Genomic DNA, 19,958 nt, shown 5'->3' with positions numbered 1-19,958 from the left:
GCACAGCCAGCGTACCCAGGGGAATATGCCGATTCGCCCGTCGACCGAGTGATCAACCGCCGAGGCGTTGACCCTCCTCGATCGCCTCCTCCACCTCGGCGACCCGCTCCCGCTCCTCCGCCGCGAAGCGCTCCGCGTCCAGCTTCTCGGCGATCTCCTCGTCCTGCGCCATCAGCAGGTCCAGGTTCGAGTCGCCCATCTCGAAGACGCCCATGTCGACATAGGCCTGCTGGAGGCGCTTGCCCCACAGGCCGATGTCCTTGACGCACGGGACGATGCGGCTGAACAGCAACTGCCGGAAGAGCTGGAGGAACTCGGACCTCTCGCTGAGCGCGTCCGCCTCGGCCTTGGGGATGCCGAAGTTCTCCAGCACCTCCACCCCGCGCAGCCGGTCCCGCATCAGGTAGCAGCCCTCGATGACGAACTCCTCGCGTTCGCGCCGTTCCGCGTCGGTGAGCTGCTTGTAGTAGTCCCGCAGCGCCATCCGGCCGAACGCCACGTGCCGGGCCTCGTCCTGCATCACGTAGGCCAGGATCTGCTTGGGCAGCGGCTTGTCGGTGGTGTCGCGGATCATGCCGAAGGCGGCGAGCGCCAGGCCCTCGATGAGGACCTGCATGCCCAGGTACGGCATGTCCCAGCGGCTGTCCCGCAGGGTGTCCCCGAGCAGCGCCTGGAGGTTGTCGTTGATCGGGTAGAGCATTCCGATCTTCTCGTGCAGGAAGCGGCCGTAGATCTCCGCGTGCCGGGCCTCGTCCATGGTCTGGGTCGCCGAGTAGAACTTGGCGTCCAGGTCCGGGACCGACTCCACGATGCGCGCGGCGCACACCATCGCACCCTGCTCGCCGTGCAGGAACTGGCTGAACTGCCAGGAGGCGTAGTGCTTGCGCAGCTCGCCCTTGTCCTTGTCGGTCATCTTCGCCCAGTAGGGCGTCCCGTACAGGGTCATCGCCTCGTCCGGCGTGCCGAGCGGGTCGTACGGGTCCACCTCCAGGTCCCAGTCGATCCGCTTCTGCCCGTCCCACTGCTTGTCCTTGCCCTTCTGGTACAGGGCCAGCAGCCGGTCGCGCCCGTCGTCGTACTCCCAGCTGAACCGGGCCGCGCCGCTCGCGGGCACCTGCCAGAGGGGATCCCCCGGGTCCTTGGCGTACAGCTCAAACGTCGGCATGAGCACACGCTCACATGAGGTAGACGCCGCGTCAACAAGTAGAGCGCAAGGGATTGACGTCCTTGCTGACAAGCAGTCTCATAAGGCTGACCGCGGGTGACAGGCGGCCCGTACGACGAGGTGGTGGGCACAGCGATGACGACCGTGACGGAAGCAGACGTACTGCGCGACGCGCTCGGACTGCTCAAGGACCGGGAGCAGGTGGCGGAGCGGCTCCTCGCCTCCTCCGCCAAGCATTCCTTCGACCCGGACGAGGAACTGGACTGGGACGCGCCGTACGAGGAAGGGAAGTGGTTCTGGCCTCCGGAGCTGGTGTCGCTGTACGACACACCGCTGTGGCGGCGGATGAGCGAGGAACAGCGGATCAGGCTCTCCCAGCACGAGGCCGCGGCGCTCGCCTCGCTCGGCATCTGGTTCGAGATCATCCTGATGCAGCTGCTGGTCCGGCACATCTACGACAAGGCGGCGACGAGCGCGCACGTGCGGTACGCACTGACCGAGATCGAGGACGAGTGCCGGCACTCGAAGATGTTCGCCCGGCTGATCGCGCACGGCGACACGCCCTGGTATCCGGTGAGCCGGGCGCACCGGCACCTGGGCCGCGTCTTCAAGACGATCTCCACCACCCCGGGCTCCTTCACGGCCACGCTTCTCGGCGAGGAGGTCCTGGACTGGATGCAGCGGCTGACCTTCCCCGACGAGCGGGTGCAGCCGCTGATCCGTGGGGTCACCCGCATCCACGTGGTCGAGGAGGCCCGCCACGTCCGCTACGCCCGTGAGGAACTGCGCCGCCAGATGGTGACGGCTCCGCGCTGGTCGCAGGAGTTCACCCGGATCACCTCCGGCGAGTTCGCACGGGTGTTCTCAGTGGCGTTCGTGAACCCGGAGGTCTACACGAATGTGGGCCTGGACAAGCGGGAGGCGGTGGCCCAGGTCAGGGCGAGCGGCCACCGCCGGGAGATCATGCAGACGGGGGCGAAGCGGCTGACGGACTTCTTGGACGACATCGGGGTGCTGCGCGGGGTCGGCCGACGGTTGTGGAGGTCGTCGGGGCTGCTGGCGTAGCCAGGAGTCGCCCCGCACCGGCCGGGGGCGGACGGGACGGGGCCCGCACCTCGGCGCTACGGGGCACGACCACCCGCGGCCACGGCGGCTCCGGTTACGCTGCGAACATGACCGAGGCCCCCATCCGCGCGTACCGCAGGCTCAGCGTGGAAGAACGCCGCAGGCAACTCCTCGACGCCGCCCTCACCCTCTTCGCGCACCGCGCCCCCGAGGAGGTCTCCCTCGACGACGTGGCCGAGGCGGCCGGCGTCTCCCGCCCCCTCGTCTACCGCTACTTCCCCGGCGGCAAGCAGCAGCTCTACGAGGCCGCGCTGCGCTCCGCCGCCGACGACCTCCGGCAGTGCTTCGCCGAGCCCCCCGAGGGCCCGCTCAGCCACCGCCTCGCCCGCGCCCTCGACCGCTACCTGGCCTTCGTCGCCCGGCACGACGCCGGTTTCAGCGCCCTGCTCCAGGGCGGCAGCGTGGCCGAGACGTCCCGCACCACCGCCATCGTCGACGGCGTACGCCGCGCGGCGGCCGAGCACATCCTCAGCCATCTCGGCGTCGAGGAGCCCGGCCCCGGGCTGCGGATGACCGTACGGATGTGGATCACCTCCGTCGAGGCCGCCTCCCTCATCTGGCTCGACCAGGACAAGCAGCCCCCGGTCGAGGAGTTGCGGGACTGGCTGGTGGACCAGTTCGTGGCGGGCCTGGTGGCCACCGCGGGACGCGATGCGCAGACGGCCGCCGTGGTCCGCTCCGCCCTGGCCGTGGAGAGTGCCGAGGGCGCGGTCGGAGCCCTGGCCCGGCGCGTCCTGCCCGTACTCGGCGACGCCGGTCACCTGCTGTGACACTGGTGCCGTGAAGAGCCAAGACACCCCGTTCGTCGGAGGGCCCCTGGACGGGCGCGTCCTCCCCGTCCTGCTCGGCCTCACCGGCCACCCCCCGAAGACGTACCGCGTCCCCGTGCCGGACGCGGCCGGCGGCCCGCCGACCGTCCTCGTCTACCGTCGTGTCCCGGCGGGTCCCGGCGGCAGGTTCGGTCTCCACCCGGGCTGGAAGTACGAGTACGACCCGGAGGGGGACGCCGGCGGCCGTTCGCGGTGGCCGTGGTCCAAGCCGCGCCGGACGCCAGGCGCCACGCCGGGCGACGGCCCGGACACCGCGCACGAGTGACCTCGCTGCGCCGAACCGGCCACTCGGCGCGCGCACGGGCCGCACCCGTCTCATCCTGCCGGTGCGAGGTGGAGGGACCACCCCGGCAGCGGAGGTGATGACGTGTCAGAAAGGTTGCTGCGGCTGGCGTGTACGGCGACGGTGACCACATGGGCCCTGCTGGCCACCGCCCCCGCGGTCGCCGTTCCGGACCCCGTCCCCGGTTCGACAGCCCAACCGGGCCCCACGCCCGGCGCCACGACCGCACCGGAGCCCGTCCCCACCTTCACAGCTCAACCGGATCCCGCCCTCAGCGCCACAGCCCAACCGGCCCCCGTCCCCAGCGCCACGACCGAACCGGGCCCCGCCCCCACCTCCGCAGCCCAACCGGACCTCGCCCCCAGCCCCACGGCGCCACCGGCCCAGGCCGCGGTCCCACCGGTCCAGCCCACGACGCCACCGGTCCAGCCCGCGAACCCCCCGATCTCCCAGCTCCTGACGGAGCTTCAGCAGCTCTACCGCGCGGCGGAACAGGCCACCGAGGCCTACAACGCCACCACCGAGAAGCTGAAGCAGCGCCGGGCGGACGTGGACCGGCTCGACGGGCAGCTCGCCAGGACCCGGCTCGACCTGCAAAGCAGCCGCGTCGAGGCCGGCCGGCTCGCCCGGCAGCAGTACCAGAGCAGCACGTCCCTCTCCCCGTACGTGCGCCTGCTGTTCGCCCGCGATCCGCAGCACGCGCTCGACGAGGGCCATCTGATCGCCCAGTTGACGCGGGAGCGGGCCGCGACCGTGAACCAGCTCACCGGCGCCGAGCGCAGTGCCGACGCCCTGGCCCGGGCGGCCCGTAAGGCGTTGGACGACCAGCTCTCCCTCAGCGACCGGCGGAAGAAGGCGCGGGACGACGTCGAACAGCGGCTGAAGGACATCGAGAGGCTGCTCGCCGCCCTCACCCCCGAACAGCTCGCCGCGCTGGCCCGGTACGAACAGGACACGGCCGCGGCGGCCCAGCAGGCGTTCCTGGCCTCCGGTGCGCTCGGCGCGGAGCGGACGCCGACCGCAGCGGGCGCCAGGGCCCTGCGGTACGCGACCGAGCAGATCGGCAAGCCGTACGCGTGGGGCGCCGAGGGGCCGACGGCGTACGACTGCTCGGGCCTGACCTCCCGGGCCTGGCAGCGCGCGGGCCGGGCCATCCCGCGCACCAGCCAGGAGCAGTGGGCCCGGCTCCCGCACGTGTCCCTGCGGGACCTGCGCCCGGGAGACCTGGTGGTCTACTACCCCGAGGCGACGCACGTGGCGCTCTACCTCGGGGAGGGAAAGGTGATCGAGGCCCCCCGGCCGGGAGCGAGGATCAAGGTGTCACCGATCGCCGCGTACCCGGTGCGGGGAGCCGTGCGCCCGGGGGCGTGAGGTCAGGAACCGGCCACCGACGCCAGGTAGGCCTCGGCCTTCTCCGGCTCGTAGAAGAAGTTCTCGAAGTCCGAGGGGTCGTTGAAGCCGTTGGCGATCCGGTGCGCCACCGGCGGCAGCGCCCCGGCCGCCCCGATCAGGTTCAGGACGTGCTCCGGCGGCACGCCCAGCATGGCGTTCGTCCACTTGGTGACGTGCTGCGCGGTCTCCCAGTAGCGGTCGAACGTCTGCTGCATCCACGCCTCGTCGAATTCCTTGTCCCCGTGCTCGAGGATCGAGGCCAGGTAGGCGGCCGCGCACTTGGACGCCGAGTTGGAGCCCTGCCCGGTGATCGGGTCGTTCGCCACGACCACGTCGGCGACGCCGAGCACCAGACCGCCGCCGGGCAGCCGTCCGATCGGCTTGCGCACGGTGGGCGCGTACCGCCCGGCCAGCGTGCCGCCCGCGTCGGTCAGCTCGACCTTGGTGGCCCGCGCGTACTCCCAGGGCGTGAACTTCTCCATGAGTTCCAGGGTCAGGGAGAGGTGCTCGCCGGGGTCCTTGACGCCCTTGAAGACGTCGAGCGGGCCGCCGGGTATGCCCTCCCAGAACAGGATGTCCGCACGGCCGGAGGTGGTGAGCGTCGGCATCACGAACAGCTCGCCGACGCCCGGGACCAGGTTGCAGCGGACCGCGTCGAAGTCGGGGTGCTCGGGGCGCGGGCCGAGGCCGTGGACGTACGACACGGCGAGGGCGCGCTGCGGCTCGCTGTACGGGGAGCGCTCCGGGTCCCGGGCGAACATGGACACCAGCTCGCCCTTGCCGGCCGACACCAGCACCAGGTCGTAGGTGCGGGAGAAGTAGTCGAGGTCGGAGACCGCCGCGCCGTGGATGACGAGCTGGCCGCCGCGCTGCGCGAACGTCTCCATCCAGCCGGCCATCTTCAGCCGCTGGTCGACCGACTGCGCGTACCCGTCGAGCTTCGCCACCCAGTCGATCGCGCGCTGCGAGGGGCCCGGGTCGAACGAGCCGGGAGCGGCGACGGACACGCCGAGTCCTTCGATCTTCGGGGCCTGGGACTCCCAGAAGTTCAGCTTCAGGTCGCGCTCGTGCTGCAGCGCCGTGTGGAACATGCACTGCGTCGACATGACCCGGCCGGTGCGGATCTCGTCCGCGGTCCGGTTGGACATCAGGGTGACCTCGTACCCGTGCGACTGGAGGCCGAGGGCGAGCTGGAGTCCGGACTGACCGGCTCCGACGACGAGTATCTTCCGCATGCGGGTGGTGCTCCCTATCTCTTGGCTCGTTCGCCTCCGGGGCGCTGAAGCCGGTGTCGAGGGCCCGATCGTGCTCAGCCCTTCGGGCCTCCGCGCTCCCCCAAGCTCTCGACTTCGCTCGAGCAGGGGGACTCCCAAGGCTCCTCGACACCGGCGCGCCCCTTCGGCTCGCTCGCTGCCGGGGGACTACTCGGGGGTGACGTCCAGCGCGTGGCCGACGAGGGCCAGGAGGGTCTCGATCACCGAGATCCGGCGGCGCGCATCCATGATCATGACAGGTATGTGTGCGGGAATGGTGAGGGCTTCGCGCACATCCTCGGGTTCGAACCGCTCGCTGCCGTCGAAGTGGTTCACCGCGACCATGTAGGGCAGGCCGCTGCTCTCGAAGTAGTCGAGCGCCGGGAAGCAGTCCGCGAGCCGCCGGGTGTCGGCCATGACGACCGCCCCTATCGCGCCGCGCACCAGGTCGTCCCACATGAACCAGAACCGCTGCTGGCCCGGCGTGCCGAAGAGGTAGAGCACCAGGTCGTCGTCGAGCGTGATGCGCCCGAAGTCCATGGCCACGGTGGTGGTGAGCTTGTCCGGGGTGTCGGTGAGGTCGTCGGTCTCCTCACTGGCCTCGGTCATCAGCGCCTCGGTCTGCAGGGGCGTGATCTCCGAGACGGCGCTCACCAGGGTGGTCTTGCCGACGCCGAAGCCGCCCGCCACCACGATCTTCGTGGCGATCGGGGCGCGCGTACGGTCCGTCTGCCAGGCCTTCAGTTCCTCGTCGGGCTCGACGAGTCGGTCGACGCCCGGGGCGGCGTCAGAGACGACGGAGTCCACTCAGCACCCTTTCCAGCAGAGCGCGGTCCGGCGCTCCCGTGCCGTGACCGGTTCCGTACACACGGATCTTTCCCTGGTCCGCGAGATCGCTCAGGAGCACGCGAACCACCCCGAGCGGCATCTTCAGCAGTGCCGCGATCTCCGCCACCGTGCGCATACGGCGGCACAGTTCGACGATGGCCCGCATCTCCGGCATCACGCGGGTGGACAGTGAACCATTCGTCAGTTCCCGCCGCTCCTCGGGGGCGTCCAGTGCGGCGACGAAGGTCTCCACGAGCAGGACGTGGCCGAAGCGGGTGCGGCCGCCGGTGAGCGAGTAGGGGCGGACCCGGGCGGGTTTGCGGTCGCCGCCGCGGACGGGAAGTTTCTGCGTGCCGCTCATCGGACGCTCCCCGAGGACTCGGCCTCCAGGGACCTGCGAAGCTCGCTGCGGAGCTCCGGGGTCAGGACGTGTCCGGCGCGGCCCACGAAGAGCGCCATGTGGTACGCCACCACGCTCATGTCGCAGTCCGCGGAGCCGTGCACGCCGAGCAGCGAGCCGTCGCTGATGGACATGACGAACAGGCTGCCCTCGTCCATCGCGACCATCGTGTGCTTGACCCGTCCGGCGTCCATCAGCTTGGCGGCGCCGATGGTGAGGCTGCCGATGCCGGAGACGATGGTGGCGAGGTCGGCGGCCGACCCCTTGGGGCCGCTGGGCCTGCCGTCGCTTCCGGCGCGGGCTTCCGCCACCCGGCCGGGGTCGGACGAGAGCAGGAGCAGGCCGTCGGAGGAGACCACCGCGACCGACAGGATGCCGGGCACCTCCTCCACCAGGTTCGTCAGCAGCCAGTGCAGGTTGCGGGCCTCACTGCTCAGCCCGAAGGTACTGGACGCGGTCAACTGCTTGCCTCCTCGACTGTGCCCCCCGATGATTCAACGTCCTGTGCGGTGCCGGGTGTCGCGTGCTGAGGTGGTGCGGTGGGGCCGTGCCCAGGTGCCCTGGTCTCCCCCGTCCGCTCGGCGATCTCCGCCTCGACGTGGCGGAAGCCCTCCTTGGCGCCCCGGTGGAACCCGCCGAGCCTGCGGCGCAGCGCCTCGGCGTCGACACCGCCGGCGCGCGGCCGCGGGGCCGGAGCGGGCGCGGAGATCTTGGGGGTGCGCTTCGGGAGTCCCTTGGCGGTGAGCCGGGGGGTCTCGGGTTCCTGGGGCGCCTCCGGCTCCTGGGGGGCCTCGGGGACGTTCGGCTGCGGAGCGGTGGTGCGGGGCGCCTGCGCGGCGGGCCGCGACACGCCCTCGTCCACGGCGCGCTCGTGGACCTCGGGGCCGATGGCGTAGGGGTCGGCGGCCGCCTGGGCGGGAATGCCGGCGGCCGGGCCGGGCTCCTCCGCCGGGTGTGCCGGCTCCGTCCGGGGCGACGGAAGGAACAGTTCCATCGTGGTCTCGGGACCGAACTCGGGCTCGGCGGCGGGCCCGAGGGCGGGCTCCGGGGCGGCGGGCTCCGGGGCGACGGGCTCCGGGGCGGCGGGCCCGCTCACGGGCGCGGCGTCCGGTGCGCTGCGGTCGTCCCGTACGGATTCGCCACCGGGTTCACCGGGTTCACCGGGTTCGCCGCGTCCACCGGGTACGGGCTCCTGCCGCTGCTCGCTCTCCTCCCGCTCCCTCACGGCCTCCTGCGCCGCCGCGATCAGGGGGTCCTCGTCGCCCTCCGGCCTCCCCGGCGCGAGCCGCGCGCGGCCGCTGAGGACGTTGGAGTTGACCTCGGCGTCCGCGCCGGGCAGCGAGAAGGAGTGCGCGCCCTGGGCCATCGGGGCCCCGGCGGGCACGGCCGCGGCCGGCGCCTCGGCGAGCAGCGGCTTCGGCAGGACCACGACGGCCGCGACCCCGCCCTGCTTCTGCTCCCGCAGCCGCACACGCACCCCGTGCCGGTGGGCGAGGCGGGCGACCACGTACAGGCCGAGCCCGAGGCCCTCGCCGCTCTCCTGGTCGTAGGGGTCCTCCGGGTGGAAGTCGGCGAGCCGGGCGTTGAGGCGGCTCATCCGATCGGCGGCCATGCCGATGCCCTCGTCCTGCACGGAGAGCATCACCTCGCCGCTCTCCAGGAGCCAGCCGGAGATCTCGACCGGGACGTCGGGCGGTGAGAAGGAGGTGGCGTTCTCCAGGAGTTCGGCCACCAGGTGCGAGAGGTCGTCGGCGGCGAACCCGGCGACGTGCGCGTGCGGCGGCAGCGCGGCGATACGAACGCGCTCGTACCGTTCGATCTCGCTGACCGCGGCGCGCACCACGTCGACGAGCGGCACCGGTCCGGCGTGCTGCTGGACGTGCTCGGCGCCGGCCAGGACGAGGAGGTTCTCGCTGTGGCGGCGCATGACCGTGGCGAAGTGGTCCAGCTTGAACAGCGTGGAGAGCCGCTCCGGGTCCTGCTCCCGCTCCTCCAGGCCTTCGATGACGGTGAGCTGGCGCTCGACCAGGCCGAGGGTGCGCAGAGCGAGGTTGACGAAGGTGGAGTGGATGCTGTGCCGGACCTGCTCCAGGTGGGCGGCGGCTTCGGCGAGCTCGGCGCGCAGCTTCTCGCGCTCGTCGGCCATGGTCTGCCGCTGGCCGACGAGGTGCTTGCGGTCGGCCTCCAGGGTGCCCAGGCGCTCCTGGAGGGCCACGGCGTGCGCGTGCAGGGCGTTGACGGAGCGGACGACCTGGGCGAACTCGTCGTTGCGGCCGGTGAACTTCACCGGTTCCTCGCCGGCCGGGTCGGCGGCCACGCGCGCGGTGCCGAGGCGGAGCACGGCGAGCGGGCGGGTGAGGCTGCGGGCCATGGCCATGGCGATGCCGACGGCGGCGAGCAGGAGCGCACCGAGGACGGCGATACGGATCTCCAGCGCGGTGACGTCGTCGTCGCGCAGCTTGGCCAGGTCCTTGGTGCGGGCGTCGTAGAGGGAGGACTCGACGCCGCGCATCAGGTCGACGCGGGCCGAGAGGGCGTCGCCGACCTTCTTGGTGCTGAGGCCGAGGTCGTCGTCGGAGAGGGTGGGCTGGTCCGTGAGGGAGGCCAGGTACTTCTCGGCGGAGGAGACCTCGGGGCCGGTGACCGTGGAGTCGTAGGACGACTTGGCCGCGGCGGGCGCGGTGTCGCGGAAGCCGGCGACGGCCGCGTCGGAGCGGACGGCGGCCTGCTGGGCGGCCGCGGTGAGCGCGTCGCGCTGCTTGGTGTCGGCGGCCGAGGAGGTGTTGGTGGTGGTCGGCAGGCCGGTGATCGGGTTGATGACGGTCCGGGTGGTGCTCGGGATGTTCAGGGCCGCGAGGAGCAGTCCGCGGGCGGCGGCGGCCTGCTGCACGGCGGTGTCGAGCTCGGCGAGGGAGTGGGCGCCGGAGCCCGCGCGCGGCGGCATCTGCTCGGCGAGCTGCTCGGCCAGGGCGTGCAGCTCGGTGATGGCGGCGGAGTACGCCTGATGCGTCGCCAGAGCGGTGCTCTTCCCGGTGAGCGCCGCTCGCCGGACGGCGGCCACGTCGTCGAGGTCCTTGCGCAGGCCGGCGGAGAGGTCGGGGTCGGCGCGCAGGTCCTCGATCTCCCGGTCGACGCGGGCCTGCTGCTGCTCGGCGGGCGCCTTGGAGCCGGGGCGCCCGGCGGCCACGTACGAGGTGACCTGGTCCCGTTCGTCGGCCAGCGAGTGGGCGAGGGCGAGGGCGTCCTGGGTCTGCCCGGCGAGCGTGACCAGGTTCTGGGAGTCGTGGAGCTGCCCGGAGGCGGCGACGACGCCGGGCGCCCCGGCCCCGGCGACGGCGGCGGCCACCACGGCCACCGCGACGATCAGCCGGGTGCGCACACGGGCGGGGCGGCCGTGGCCCGCGGACTCGGACGAGGCCCCCTGCGCGGGGGCCGTCTGCTTGCCTGTGCTCCGAGGCCGCGTTTTCTGCACCGGTGCTCGCACTTCCTCACTCGTGTACCCATGGGCCCGGGTGACGTTCCGTCACGGGGATGTCGACCCGGTACGACGGCTTCCGACCCTCCCAGTGCCGGTGGGCAGAGGTCTCGCTTCGCCTGACCCGCCACCCGAAGGAGTGAACATCGGCGGGGAGTTGGCGGGCAAGTTCCTCTGGCGCGTGCGGAGCCCTTGCGCGGTGGGCCGGTTGGACGTCGGCGGCGCACTTTGGCAATATTCGCCGCCACGCTTCACCGGAAGCGATTATTCCGTACCAAACCAGGCGGCTGACCTGTGCGGTAGCGCCGATTCGGGGTCCGTTGCCAGCCTTTCGTGGACCTTGTGAAGGCCTCGTGCAGACTGGCTGGATGCGTATTGAGCTGATGTCCGAGCCCGGCGATCCGACACGCCCCAACGAGGACTTCGCCGCCCTCGCGCTTCCGGCTTCAGGACAGGGCGGGGCGCTGGTCGTCCTGGACGGGGTGACCCCACCGGCCGGTGACGACGGCTGTCTGCATTCCGTCCCCTGGTTCTGTGCGCGTCTGGGCGGCCTGCTGACCGAACTGTCCGTTTCTGACCGGGATCTGACACTCTCGGAGATCCTCGCGGAGGCCATTGCCCGCACCGCCGACGGCCACGCCGCCACCTGTGAGCTTTCTCACCCGCGCACCCCCCAGGCGACCGTGGTCCTCGCCCGCTGGTCCGAGTCGGCGGTGGAGTACCTGGTCCTGTCGGACTCGGCGCTGCTCGTCGAGGCCCCCGACGGCAGGGTCACCGCCCTCCTGGACGACCGCCTCGCCCGCCTCCCGCGCGCGGCCCTGGCCACGGAGGCGCTGGTGGACGCGACGGTCCGCAACAAGGAGGGCGGCTTCTTCACAGCGGCCGCGGACCCCTCGGTCGCGGCCCGCGCGGTCACCGGCGAACTGCCGCGTGCGCGGGTGCGCGCCCTCGCGGCCCTGACGGACGGCGCGACGCGCTGGACGGAGAAGTTCCGCCAGGGCGACTGGACGGATCTGTTCACGGTCCTCCGCAAGGAGGGCGCGGCGGCGCTGGTGGAGCGCGTACGGGCCCTGGAGGCCGCCGACCGCGAGGACCGCACGCACCTCGGCCGCGGCAAGACCCACGACGACGCGACGGTGGTGTACGTGGAGCCGTGAAACTCCTGCCCCGCAGGACTGCTGCCCCGTAGGGCTACTGCTTCTCCATCCCCAGGTTCAACTGGTGCAGCAGCCGGGCCAGTTCCGCGACCTCGCGGGGGTCCCAGTGGGCGAGCTGGCGCACATAGCGGGCGCGGCGGGCCTCGCGTACCAGGCTCACGCGCCGGTGGCCCTCCTCCGTGAGGTGCACGAGCCAGGCGCGGCCGTCCGCCGGGTCGGGTTCCCGGGCGACCAGGCCGAGCTCCTCCAGGGCGCGGAGCTGGCGGGACATCGTGGCCTTGCCGACGCCGATGTAGGCGGCGAGTTCCGTGGCACGCTGGCGGCCGCACTCGTCCAGCCGTGCGAGGAGCCCGTAGGCGGCGGACTCCAGGTCCGGGTGGACCTCCCGCGCCATCTGGCCGGCGTTGGCGCGGGCGCGCCGCAGGAACACGGTCAGCTCGCGCTCGAGCGCCAGGAACTCCTGGTTCGCGCCGCGGGGAGCGCCCTCTCGCCCGGCACCGCCCGGGCGGCTCCCGGGCCGCCCGTCGCCGCTTTCCGGCACGTCCGATCCGACCGGCCGCCGCTCGCCGTTTCCGTCCTGGTGCACGTCAGCACTCCTGCTCCGGTTTCCCGCTCCTGAAAGTCACTGCCGAACGTCGCCATCGCCGCAGCCCGGCCAGTATTTCGCAGGCGTAGACCAAGGACGGCCTCCGGTCCCCTCCCCGGGCCGCGTCCTGCGTGCGGGGTGACGACCGGCTGAGGCCCGGGTCCACGGCGCGGGGCCCGGGGCCCGGGACGCACGCACGGCAAAGGCCCCGGGCGCGCACACGGCGAAGGCCCCGGGCGCACGCACGGCGAAGGCCCGGGCGCACCCACGGCAAGGCCCCGGGCGCGCACGGCGAAGGCCCGGGCCTCCCTCACGAAACCCGGGCCTTCCCTTGTCCGGCAGCGTCCGTCACGCCGCCACCGGAACCTCCGGCGTCGCGTCGCTCGTGGCCGGCGCGAGCGCCAGCTCCAGGACCTGGCGCACGTCCGTGACGGCGTGGACGTCCAGCTTGTCCAGCACCTCGGCCGGGACGTCGTCCAGGTCGGGCTCGTTGCGCTTGGGAATGATCACCGTGGTGACCCCCGCCCGGTGCGCGGCGAGCAGCTTCTGCTTCACCCCGCCGATCGGCAGCACACGGCCGGTCAGCGAGACCTCACCGGTCATCGCCACGTCCGTGCGGACCAGCCGGCCCGACAGCAGCGAGGCCAGCGCGGTCGTCATCGTGATGCCTGCGCTCGGGCCGTCCTTGGGGACCGCGCCCGCCGGGAAGTGGATGTGCACGCCCCGGTCCTTCAGGTCGCCGACCGGCAGTTCCAGTTCGGCACCGTGCGAGCGCAGGAAGCTGAGCGCGATCTGCGCCGACTCCTTCATCACGTCACCGAGCTGACCGGTCAGGGTCAGGCCCGCCGCGCCCGTCTCCGGGTCGGCCAGCGAGGCCTCCACGTACAGGACGTCGCCGCCGGCGCCGGTGACCGCGAGACCGGTCGCGACGCCCGGGACCGCGGTGCGCCGCTCGGCCGGGTCCTGGGCGGACTCGGGCACGTGGTGCGGGCGCCCGAGCAGCCCCCGCAGGTCCTCGTCCCGGACGGTGAGCGGCAGCTCGAGCTCGCCCAGTTCGTGCCGGGCCGCGACCTTGCGCAGCAGCCGCGCGATGGACCGCTCCAGGGTGCGCACGCCCGCCTCGCGGGTGTACTCGCCGGCGAGCTTGCGCAGCGCGCCCTCGTCGATCGTGACCTCGTCCTTGTCCAGGCCCGCCCGCTCGAGCTGGCGCGGGAGCAGGTGGTCACGGGCGATGACGACCTTCTCGTCCTCGGTGTAGCCGTCCAGGCGCACGATGTCCATGCGGTCGGCCAGCGCCTCCGGGATGGCCTCCAGGACGTTGGCCGTGGCGAGGAACACCACGTCGGACAGGTCGAGTTCGACCTCCAGGTAGTGGTCGCGGAAGGTGTGGTTCTGCGCCGGGTCCAGGACCTCGAGCAGGGCCGCGGCCGGGTCGCCGCGGAAGTCGGAGCCCACCTTGTCGATCTCGTCGAGCAGGACGACCGGGTTCATGGACCCGGCCTCCTTGACGGCGCGGACGATCCGGCCGGGCAGGGCGCCGACGTACGTACGCCGGTGGCCGCGGATCTCGGCCTCGTCGCGGACGCCGCCGAGGGCGACGCGGACGAACTTGCGGCCCATGGCGTGCGCCACGGACTCGCCGAGGCTGGTCTTGCCGACGCCGGGCGGTCCGACGAGCGCGAGCACGGCGCCGCCGCGACGGCCGCCGACGACTCCGAGGCCCCGGTCGGCGCGCCGCTTGCGCACCGCGAGGTACTCGGTGATGCGCTCCTTCACGTCCTCCAGGCCCGCGTGCTCGGCGTCCAGGACGGCCCTGGCGCCGCGGATGTCGTACGCGTCCTCGGTGCGCTCGTTCCACGGCATCTCGAGCACCGTGTCGAGCCAGGTGCGGATCCAGGAGACCTCGGGCGACTGGTCGCTGGTGCGCTCCAGCTTGTCGACCTCCTTGAGGGCGGCCTCGCGGACCTTCTCGGGGAGGTCGGCGGCCTCCACGCGGGCGCGGTAGTCGTCGGACTCCTCGCCCTCCCGGGTGTCGCCGTTGAGCTCGCGCAGCTCCTTGCGGACGGCTTCGAGCTGGCGGCGCAGCAGGAACTCGCGCTGCTGCTTGTCGACGCCCTCCTGGACGTCCTTGGCGATGGACTCGGCGACCTCCTGCTCGGCGAGGTGGTCGCGGAGCTGCTGGGTGGCGAGCTTCAGACGGGCCACCGGGTCGGTGGTCTCCAGGAGTTCGACCTTCTGTTCGGTGGTGAGGAAGGGCGAGTAGCCGGAGTTGTCGGCGAGCGCGGAGACGTCGTCGATGGCCTGGACACGGTCGACGACCTGCCAGGCGCCGCGCTTCTTCAGCCAGCTCGCGGCGAGGGCCTTGTACTCCTTGACGAGTTCGGCGACGTGGCCGGGCAGCGGGTCGGGCACCGTCTCGTCGATGCGCGTGCCCTCGACCCAGAGCGCTGCGCCGGGTCCGGTGGTGCCCGCACCGATCTTCACCCGTCCCCGGCCGCGGATGAGCGCGCCCGGGTCGCCGTCGGCGAGCCGGCCGACCTGCTCGACGGTGCCGAGGACACCGGTGGCGGCGTAGGTGCCGTCGATGCGTGGAACGAGCAGGACCCTGGGCTTTCCGGGTTCGGAGCGGGCGGCCGCCTGGGCGGCCTCGACCGCCGCGCGCACCTCGGAGTCGCTCAGGTCCAGCGGGACCACCATGCCGGGCAGCACAACCTCGCCGTCGAGCGGCAGCACAGGCAGGGTGAGCGGTGTGGACGTCGAAGCCATGATCTCCCCTTCGGCAGTCAAGTTGAGCTGTGCAGACTCAATGCACCAGAGGATGCGATTGTTCCCCAACACTTGTTCGCTCTGAGCGATCGGTCGGGTCGACTGCTGTGAACGGACAGGCCGGATGGGCACGCATGTAATAGACATAGAGCAACTTGACCTATTACGGGTGCCGCGTGAGCAGCATCGTACGAGCCTGGGTGGACGGTTGGGTCGTCTCGCGCGGGGCCGCGCCGCCCCGGGTGACGCCCTGGGGCTGGACCATCGACGTGGGACTGGCGGAGCACGTCGCCCGGCACGTCTTCGCGGCGACGGACGACGCGGTCGACGAGGCGGCCGTCCGCAAGGTGGCGGACGGGGTGACCGGCGCCGGGACCTGGCTGAAGGTGTTCGCCGATCCGGCGGTCGTACGGCCCTGGCTGGGCGAGGGCTGGTGGGTGGACCCCGAGCCGGGCTTCCTGATGTCCGTTCCGTTGCCGGCCCCGCGCGCGGGGAAGGTCGCGGCCGGCGCCGGCTACCGGCTGCGGACCTGGTCGCGCGGCGGCGTCACGCGCGCGGTGGTCACCGCGCCGGACGGCTCCTGGGCGGCGCGCGGCCAGATCGCCGTCACGGGCGGGACGGCGGTGGCCGACCAGGTGGAAACCGCCCCGGGCCATCGCCGCAGGGGCCTGGGCGGCCTGGTCATGACCACCCTCGCGCGCGTGGCGGCGGACGGCGGCGCGGAGACGGGGGTCCTGGCGGGCACCCCGCAGGGGCGGGCGCTGTACGAGTCGCTGGGGTGGCGGGTGGAGGCGCTCCTGACGAGCGCGAAGTTCACAGGACGCGGCACGGAGACCGACGCCTGACCCACACCCGCCGCGGATCCGGCGCACGGGCGGACCGCCGCACCGCGGACGGGAGACGGAAGCCGGAACGGAGACCGACGCCCGTCCGGCGCGGGGCACCGCCCCACGGCGGCCCCCGGCCGGCGCCGTGCGGTCGGCGCGCCGCCGGCGCAAACGCCGGGCGCCCGGCCGGAGTTACCGGGACGGCGTCACGGTGGCCGCCGCCTCGGTCCGGGACCAGCGCCGTACCAGTGGCCACGTCCCGATGCCGACCGCCAGGGCCAGCAGGTGGCCCCAGTTGCTCAACGGGTCCGTGAACTCGGCCAGGTCCTGCAGGAGCACGGCGGCGAACACGGTCAGCACCGGCCAGCGCAGCCAGGGCCGCAGCAACCCCGTCAGCGCGCCCAGGCTCGCCGCCACGCCGAAGCTGATGCCGTAGTCGAGGCGGTGCAGCGAACTGTCCGGCAGATGGCCCGCCAGCACCGCGAAGCCGACCGGGACCTCGGTGCCCAGCGTCGCGAGCACGTGGCCGAGCAGAAAGACGACCGCCGTGCGCGGGCCGCCTATCCGCCGCTCCAGCGCCGTCAGCACGACCAGGAAGACGAGCGTGTAGGACGACATCAGCCCGCCCGCGATCCACAGCGCGCTGGCTATCAGCACCACCACCGGACTGCGCATCAGATGCGCGACGTCCGTGCTGGATTCCTGGTACAGGGCGTCCACCAGCGACGGGTCGGCGTACTCGGCGAACAGCGAGGTGACCAGCAGCACGGCTGCGTACCCGAAGGTGAACGGCGTCCCCGTGGGGCTGGGCAGCGGCAGCACCGAGGACGGGCTCGTCCGCCGTACCGGGACCGGAGCCGGTGGCGGTGCGGGCGGCGGCGCCGTGCGCTGGCGCGGCATGCCGTCCAGCAGCGGCGCGCCCGGCTCGGGGGGCATGAGCGTGGCGTCGGCCGCCGAGACCGTACGTTCCAAGGTGCGGCGCTCCTTCCGTCACGCTCCACCCTTCGCGCCGCGCCGGTCGCTGTCTATGACCGACGCCACCCGAGACCGGATTCACAGCAACTTCCCAGCCGCTTCCGGCGTCCGGGGTGTTCGCGCACAGCCGTCGGCGACCACGACGGTCCGGTGCGGCCGCCGGGAAACCCCGTGGCCCACCACCCCGGCAGTCACCAGAATGTGGTCCATGCCTCATCCGTACGACACCGACGCCCCGGTGGTCCTGGACCGTCGCGAGGGCCCGCACGGCGAGGTCGTGCTGCGGCGCCACGGTGAACTGCTGCAGATCATCGCCAACGGCTGCTTCCTGATGGACACCTCCGACGGGCGCTCGGAGCGGCTGCTGGTCGAGGCCGCGCTGGACGCCCTGGACGGCCGCCCGGAGCCGAGCGTGCTGATCGGCGGGCTCGGCGTGGGTTTCTCGCTCGCGCACGCCGCGGCCGACCCCCGCTGGGGACGCATCACCGTCGTCGAACGCGAACGTGCGGTCATCGACTGGCACCTCGACGGCCCCCTGTCCGCGCTGTCCGCCGACGCGCTCGCCGATCCGCGCACCGGCATCGTCGAAGCCGACCTCGTCGCCCACGTCAATGAGACATCGGACACGTACGACGCCCTGTGCCTGGACATCGACAACGGGCCCGCGTGGACGGTCACGGACGACAACGACAGCCTCTACTCGACGGCCGGACTCGCAAGGTGCGCACGGGTGTTGAGACCCGGTGGCGTGCTCGCGGTGTGGTCGGCCGAGCCGTCTCCGGAATTTGAAGGAACCCTCAGGAATGCCGGGTTCCGGCAGGTGCGTACCGAAGAGGTCCCCGTTGCCCGGGGCGTGCCGGACGTCGTGCACCTCGCAATCGGCCCTGGATAGCCGACCGGCGGTAACTCCCCGTACGCTGCTTCCCTGACGCGGATCATTCAAGCGTCAAGCGCAGTCATGGGATCACCCCACGGATTCCGGAAAGCAACCCCAGGGGCGGGCGATGGAGCAGACACACACCTCCCACAACGGCACGACGGCGACCCAGGGCGCTCAACGGCGCGTCCTGGTGGTCGAGGACGACCAGACGATCGTCGAAGCCATCGCCACCCGTCTGCGCGCGGAGGGATTCCTCGTGCAAACGGCCGGTGATGGTCCGGCGGCGGTCGACACGGCGGAGGCATGGCAGCCCGACCTGCTGATCCTCGACATCATGCTGCCGGGCTTCGACGGCCTGGAGGTCTGCCGACGCGTCCAGGCCCAGCGCCCGGTGCCGGTGCTGATGCTCACCGCGCGCGACGACGAGACCGACATGCTGGTCGGGCTCGGTGTCGGCGCCGACGACTACATGACCAAGCCGTTCTCGATGCGGGAGCTGGCGGCGCGTGTGCACGTGCTGCTCCGCCGGGTGGAGCGGGCCGCACTGGCCGCCGCGACCCCGCGCACCGGCATACTGCGCCTCGGCGAACTGGAGATCGACCATGCGCAGCGCCGGGTGCGGGTGCGCAGCGAGGACGTCCATCTGACGCCCACCGAGTTCGATCTGCTGGTGTGCCTGGCCAACACCCCGCGCGCCGTGCTCTCCCGTGAGCAGCTCCTCGCCGAGGTGTGGGACTGGGCGGACGCCTCCGGCACCCGGACCGTGGACAGCCACATCAAGGCGCTGCGGCGGAAGATCGGCGCGGAGCGCATCCGGACCGTGCACGGCGTCGGTTACGCCCTGGAGACCCCCACCCCATGAGCGACGGGCCGGCCGCACGGAGGAGTCCCGGGCAGCCCTGGGGCGGCGTACGCCCGTTCTCGATCAAGACCAAGCTGGGCGCGCTGGTCGTCATCTCGGTGTTCATCACCACTGGCCTGCTGATGATCGCGGTGCGCACCGAGACCGAGCTGCGGTTCATCACGGTGTTCTCGGTGATCGCCACGCTGCTGATCACGCAGTTCGTGGCGCACTCGCTCACCGCCCCGCTGGACGAGATGAACGCGGTGGCCCGCTCCATCTCGCACGGCGACTACACGCGGCGTGTGCGCGACAACCGCAGGGACGAGCTGGGCGACCTGGCCCAGACGATCAACCTGATGGCGGATGAGCTGGAGGCCCAGGACAGCCAGCGCAAGGAGCTGGTGGCGAACGTCTCCCACGAGCTGCGCACTCCCATCGCGGGCCTGCGCGCGGTGCTGGAGAACATCGTGGACGGGGTCACCGAGGCCGACCCGGAGACCATGCGCACGGCCCTGAAGCAGACCGAGCGCCTCGGCCGTCTGGTGGAGACCCTGCTGGACCTCTCCCGTCTGGACAACGGCGTCGTCCCGTTGAAGAAGCGGCGCTTCGAGGTGTGGCCTTACCTCTCGGGCGTCCTCAAGGAGGCCCAGATGGTGTCCTCCGCGCGCGCGGGCATCGCCTCGGGCTCCGGCAGCCACACCCGTACGGACGTCCATCTGCACCTCGACGTCTCCCCGCCGGAGCTGACCGCGCACGCGGACCCCGAGCGCATCCACCAGGTCGTGGCCAACCTGATCGACAACGCCGTCAAGCACAGCCCGCCCCACGGCCGCGTCACGGTGAAGGCCCGGCGCGGCCCCACCCCGGACTCGCTGGAGCTGGAGGTGCTGGACGAGGGTCCCGGCATCCCCCAGTCGGAGTGGCACCGGGTCTTCGAACGCTTCAACCGCGGCGCCGTGAACCGCCCGCACGGGCCGGGCAGCGACGGCGGCACGGGCCTCGGCCTGGCGATCGCGCGCTGGGCGGTGGATCTGCACGGTGGCCGGATCGGTGTGGCCGAATCCCCACGCGGCTGCCGAATCCAGGTCACCCTTCCGGGAGAGCCATCTCTGTCAAGTTGACGTAAAGTTCGAAGCGGAGCAACAAGATCCGCGCCCGTCCGCGCAGCCGGA

18 protein-coding genes are annotated in these 19,958 nt (G+C 72.2%); 9 read left to right on the top strand and 9 right to left on the bottom strand.

The genetic code is table 11. From position 1 onward, the window contains the following. Positions 1-52: 52 nt before the first annotated feature. A complete protein-coding gene (locus tag ACZ4SW_RS27280) occupies positions 53-1,165 on the bottom strand; it encodes a ferritin-like domain-containing protein (RefSeq protein WP_468250893.1) in 1,113 nt (370 codons plus the stop codon). A 135-nt stretch (positions 1,166-1,300) separates the two neighbouring features. Between ACZ4SW_RS27280 and ACZ4SW_RS27275 the strand changes: the two genes are divergently transcribed. The 4 genes from ACZ4SW_RS27275 (at position 1,301) to ACZ4SW_RS27260 (ending at position 4,774) form a co-directional block, all read left to right on the top strand. After that, positions 1,301-2,230 carry an AurF N-oxygenase family protein gene (locus tag ACZ4SW_RS27275; protein ID WP_468250891.1) on the top strand — a complete coding sequence of 310 codons (930 nt, stop codon included), beginning with the start codon at positions 1,301-1,303 and terminating at the stop codon, positions 2,228-2,230. A 107-nt stretch (positions 2,231-2,337) separates the two neighbouring features. Further along, the gene (locus tag ACZ4SW_RS27270; protein WP_468250889.1) at positions 2,338-3,060 is read left to right on the top strand and encodes a TetR/AcrR family transcriptional regulator; all 723 of its coding nucleotides are present in this window, start codon (positions 2,338-2,340) and stop codon (positions 3,058-3,060) included. Positions 3,061-3,070: 10 nt separating this feature from the next. Then, positions 3,071-3,385, top strand: a complete 315-nt coding sequence (locus ACZ4SW_RS27265) for a hypothetical protein (RefSeq protein WP_468250887.1) — start codon at positions 3,071-3,073, stop codon at positions 3,383-3,385. Positions 3,386-3,487: 102 nt separating this feature from the next. Next, entirely contained in the window at positions 3,488-4,774 is a 1,287-nt protein-coding gene (locus tag ACZ4SW_RS27260) for a C40 family peptidase (RefSeq protein WP_468250885.1), read from the top strand. 2 nt (positions 4,775-4,776) lie between these two features. On the opposite strand, the gene ACZ4SW_RS27255 is transcribed toward ACZ4SW_RS27260, so the two are convergent. The 5 genes from ACZ4SW_RS27255 to ACZ4SW_RS27235 form a co-directional block, all read right to left on the bottom strand. Continuing rightward, positions 4,777-6,030 carry a styrene monooxygenase/indole monooxygenase family protein gene (locus tag ACZ4SW_RS27255; protein WP_468250883.1) on the bottom strand — a complete coding sequence of 418 codons (1,254 nt, stop codon included), beginning with the start codon at positions 6,028-6,030 and terminating at the stop codon, positions 4,777-4,779. A gap of 186 nt (positions 6,031-6,216) precedes the next feature. Continuing rightward, on the bottom strand, positions 6,217-6,855 hold the full coding sequence (locus ACZ4SW_RS27250; RefSeq protein WP_468250881.1) for a GTP-binding protein: 639 nt from the start codon (positions 6,853-6,855) through the stop codon (positions 6,217-6,219). Further along, positions 6,836-7,237 (bottom strand): DUF742 domain-containing protein, encoded by a 402-nt coding sequence (locus ACZ4SW_RS27245; protein WP_468250879.1) that lies wholly within the window; start codon positions 7,235-7,237, stop codon positions 6,836-6,838. Before ACZ4SW_RS27245 ends, ACZ4SW_RS27250 begins: the two co-directional genes overlap by 20 nt. Then, entirely contained in the window at positions 7,234-7,737 is a 504-nt protein-coding gene (locus ACZ4SW_RS27240; protein ID WP_468250877.1) for a roadblock/LC7 domain-containing protein, read from the bottom strand. Before ACZ4SW_RS27240 ends, ACZ4SW_RS27245 begins: the two co-directional genes overlap by 4 nt. Continuing rightward, positions 7,734-10,748, bottom strand: a complete 3,015-nt coding sequence (locus tag ACZ4SW_RS27235) for a sensor histidine kinase (protein WP_468250875.1) — start codon at positions 10,746-10,748, stop codon at positions 7,734-7,736. Before ACZ4SW_RS27235 ends, ACZ4SW_RS27240 begins: the two co-directional genes overlap by 4 nt. Positions 10,749-11,119: 371 nt before the next feature. Between ACZ4SW_RS27235 and ACZ4SW_RS27230 the strand changes: the two genes are divergently transcribed. Continuing rightward, on the top strand, positions 11,120-11,908 hold the full coding sequence (locus ACZ4SW_RS27230) for a protein phosphatase 2C domain-containing protein (protein ID WP_468250874.1): 789 nt from the start codon (positions 11,120-11,122) through the stop codon (positions 11,906-11,908). Between the two features lie 34 nt (positions 11,909-11,942). On the opposite strand, the gene ACZ4SW_RS27225 is transcribed toward ACZ4SW_RS27230, so the two are convergent. Beyond that, positions 11,943-12,494 (bottom strand): MarR family winged helix-turn-helix transcriptional regulator, encoded by a 552-nt coding sequence (locus tag ACZ4SW_RS27225; protein ID WP_468250872.1) that lies wholly within the window; start codon positions 12,492-12,494, stop codon positions 11,943-11,945. Positions 12,495-12,842: 348 nt separating this feature from the next. Continuing rightward, positions 12,843-15,260 carry an endopeptidase La gene (gene lon / locus ACZ4SW_RS27220; protein WP_468250870.1) on the bottom strand — a complete coding sequence of 806 codons (2,418 nt, stop codon included), beginning with the start codon at positions 15,258-15,260 and terminating at the stop codon, positions 12,843-12,845. 176 nt (positions 15,261-15,436) lie between these two features. Between lon and ACZ4SW_RS27215 the strand changes: the two genes are divergently transcribed. After that, positions 15,437-16,105 carry a GNAT family N-acetyltransferase gene (locus tag ACZ4SW_RS27215; RefSeq protein ID WP_468250868.1) on the top strand — a complete coding sequence of 223 codons (669 nt, stop codon included), beginning with the start codon at positions 15,437-15,439 and terminating at the stop codon, positions 16,103-16,105. A gap of 174 nt (positions 16,106-16,279) precedes the next feature. Here the strand turns inward: ACZ4SW_RS27215 and ACZ4SW_RS27210 are convergent, their stop codons facing one another. Further along, positions 16,280-17,059: a rhomboid-like protein gene (locus ACZ4SW_RS27210; protein WP_468250866.1), complete on the bottom strand. Its 780-nt coding sequence runs from the start codon at positions 17,057-17,059 to the stop codon at positions 16,280-16,282. Between the two features lie 211 nt (positions 17,060-17,270). On the opposite strand from ACZ4SW_RS27210, the gene ACZ4SW_RS27205 reads away from it, so the two are divergent. The 3 genes from ACZ4SW_RS27205 (at position 17,271) to ACZ4SW_RS27195 (ending at position 19,907) form a co-directional block, all read left to right on the top strand. After that, entirely contained in the window at positions 17,271-17,954 is a 684-nt protein-coding gene (locus ACZ4SW_RS27205) for a spermidine synthase family protein (protein WP_468250864.1), read from the top strand. Positions 17,955-18,066: 112 nt separating this feature from the next. Next, on the top strand, positions 18,067-18,804 hold the full coding sequence (locus ACZ4SW_RS27200; RefSeq protein WP_468250862.1) for a response regulator transcription factor: 738 nt from the start codon (positions 18,067-18,069) through the stop codon (positions 18,802-18,804). Continuing rightward, a complete protein-coding gene (locus ACZ4SW_RS27195; RefSeq protein ID WP_468250860.1) occupies positions 18,801-19,907 on the top strand; it encodes a HAMP domain-containing sensor histidine kinase in 1,107 nt (368 codons plus the stop codon). The genes ACZ4SW_RS27200 and ACZ4SW_RS27195 overlap by 4 nt, the downstream gene beginning before the upstream one ends. Positions 19,908-19,958: the final 51 nt, after the last annotated feature.

It is taken from the genome of Streptomyces sp. NPDC028331 (assembly GCF_055565775.1).
This window is presented reverse-complemented; position numbering and strand designations above follow the sequence as displayed.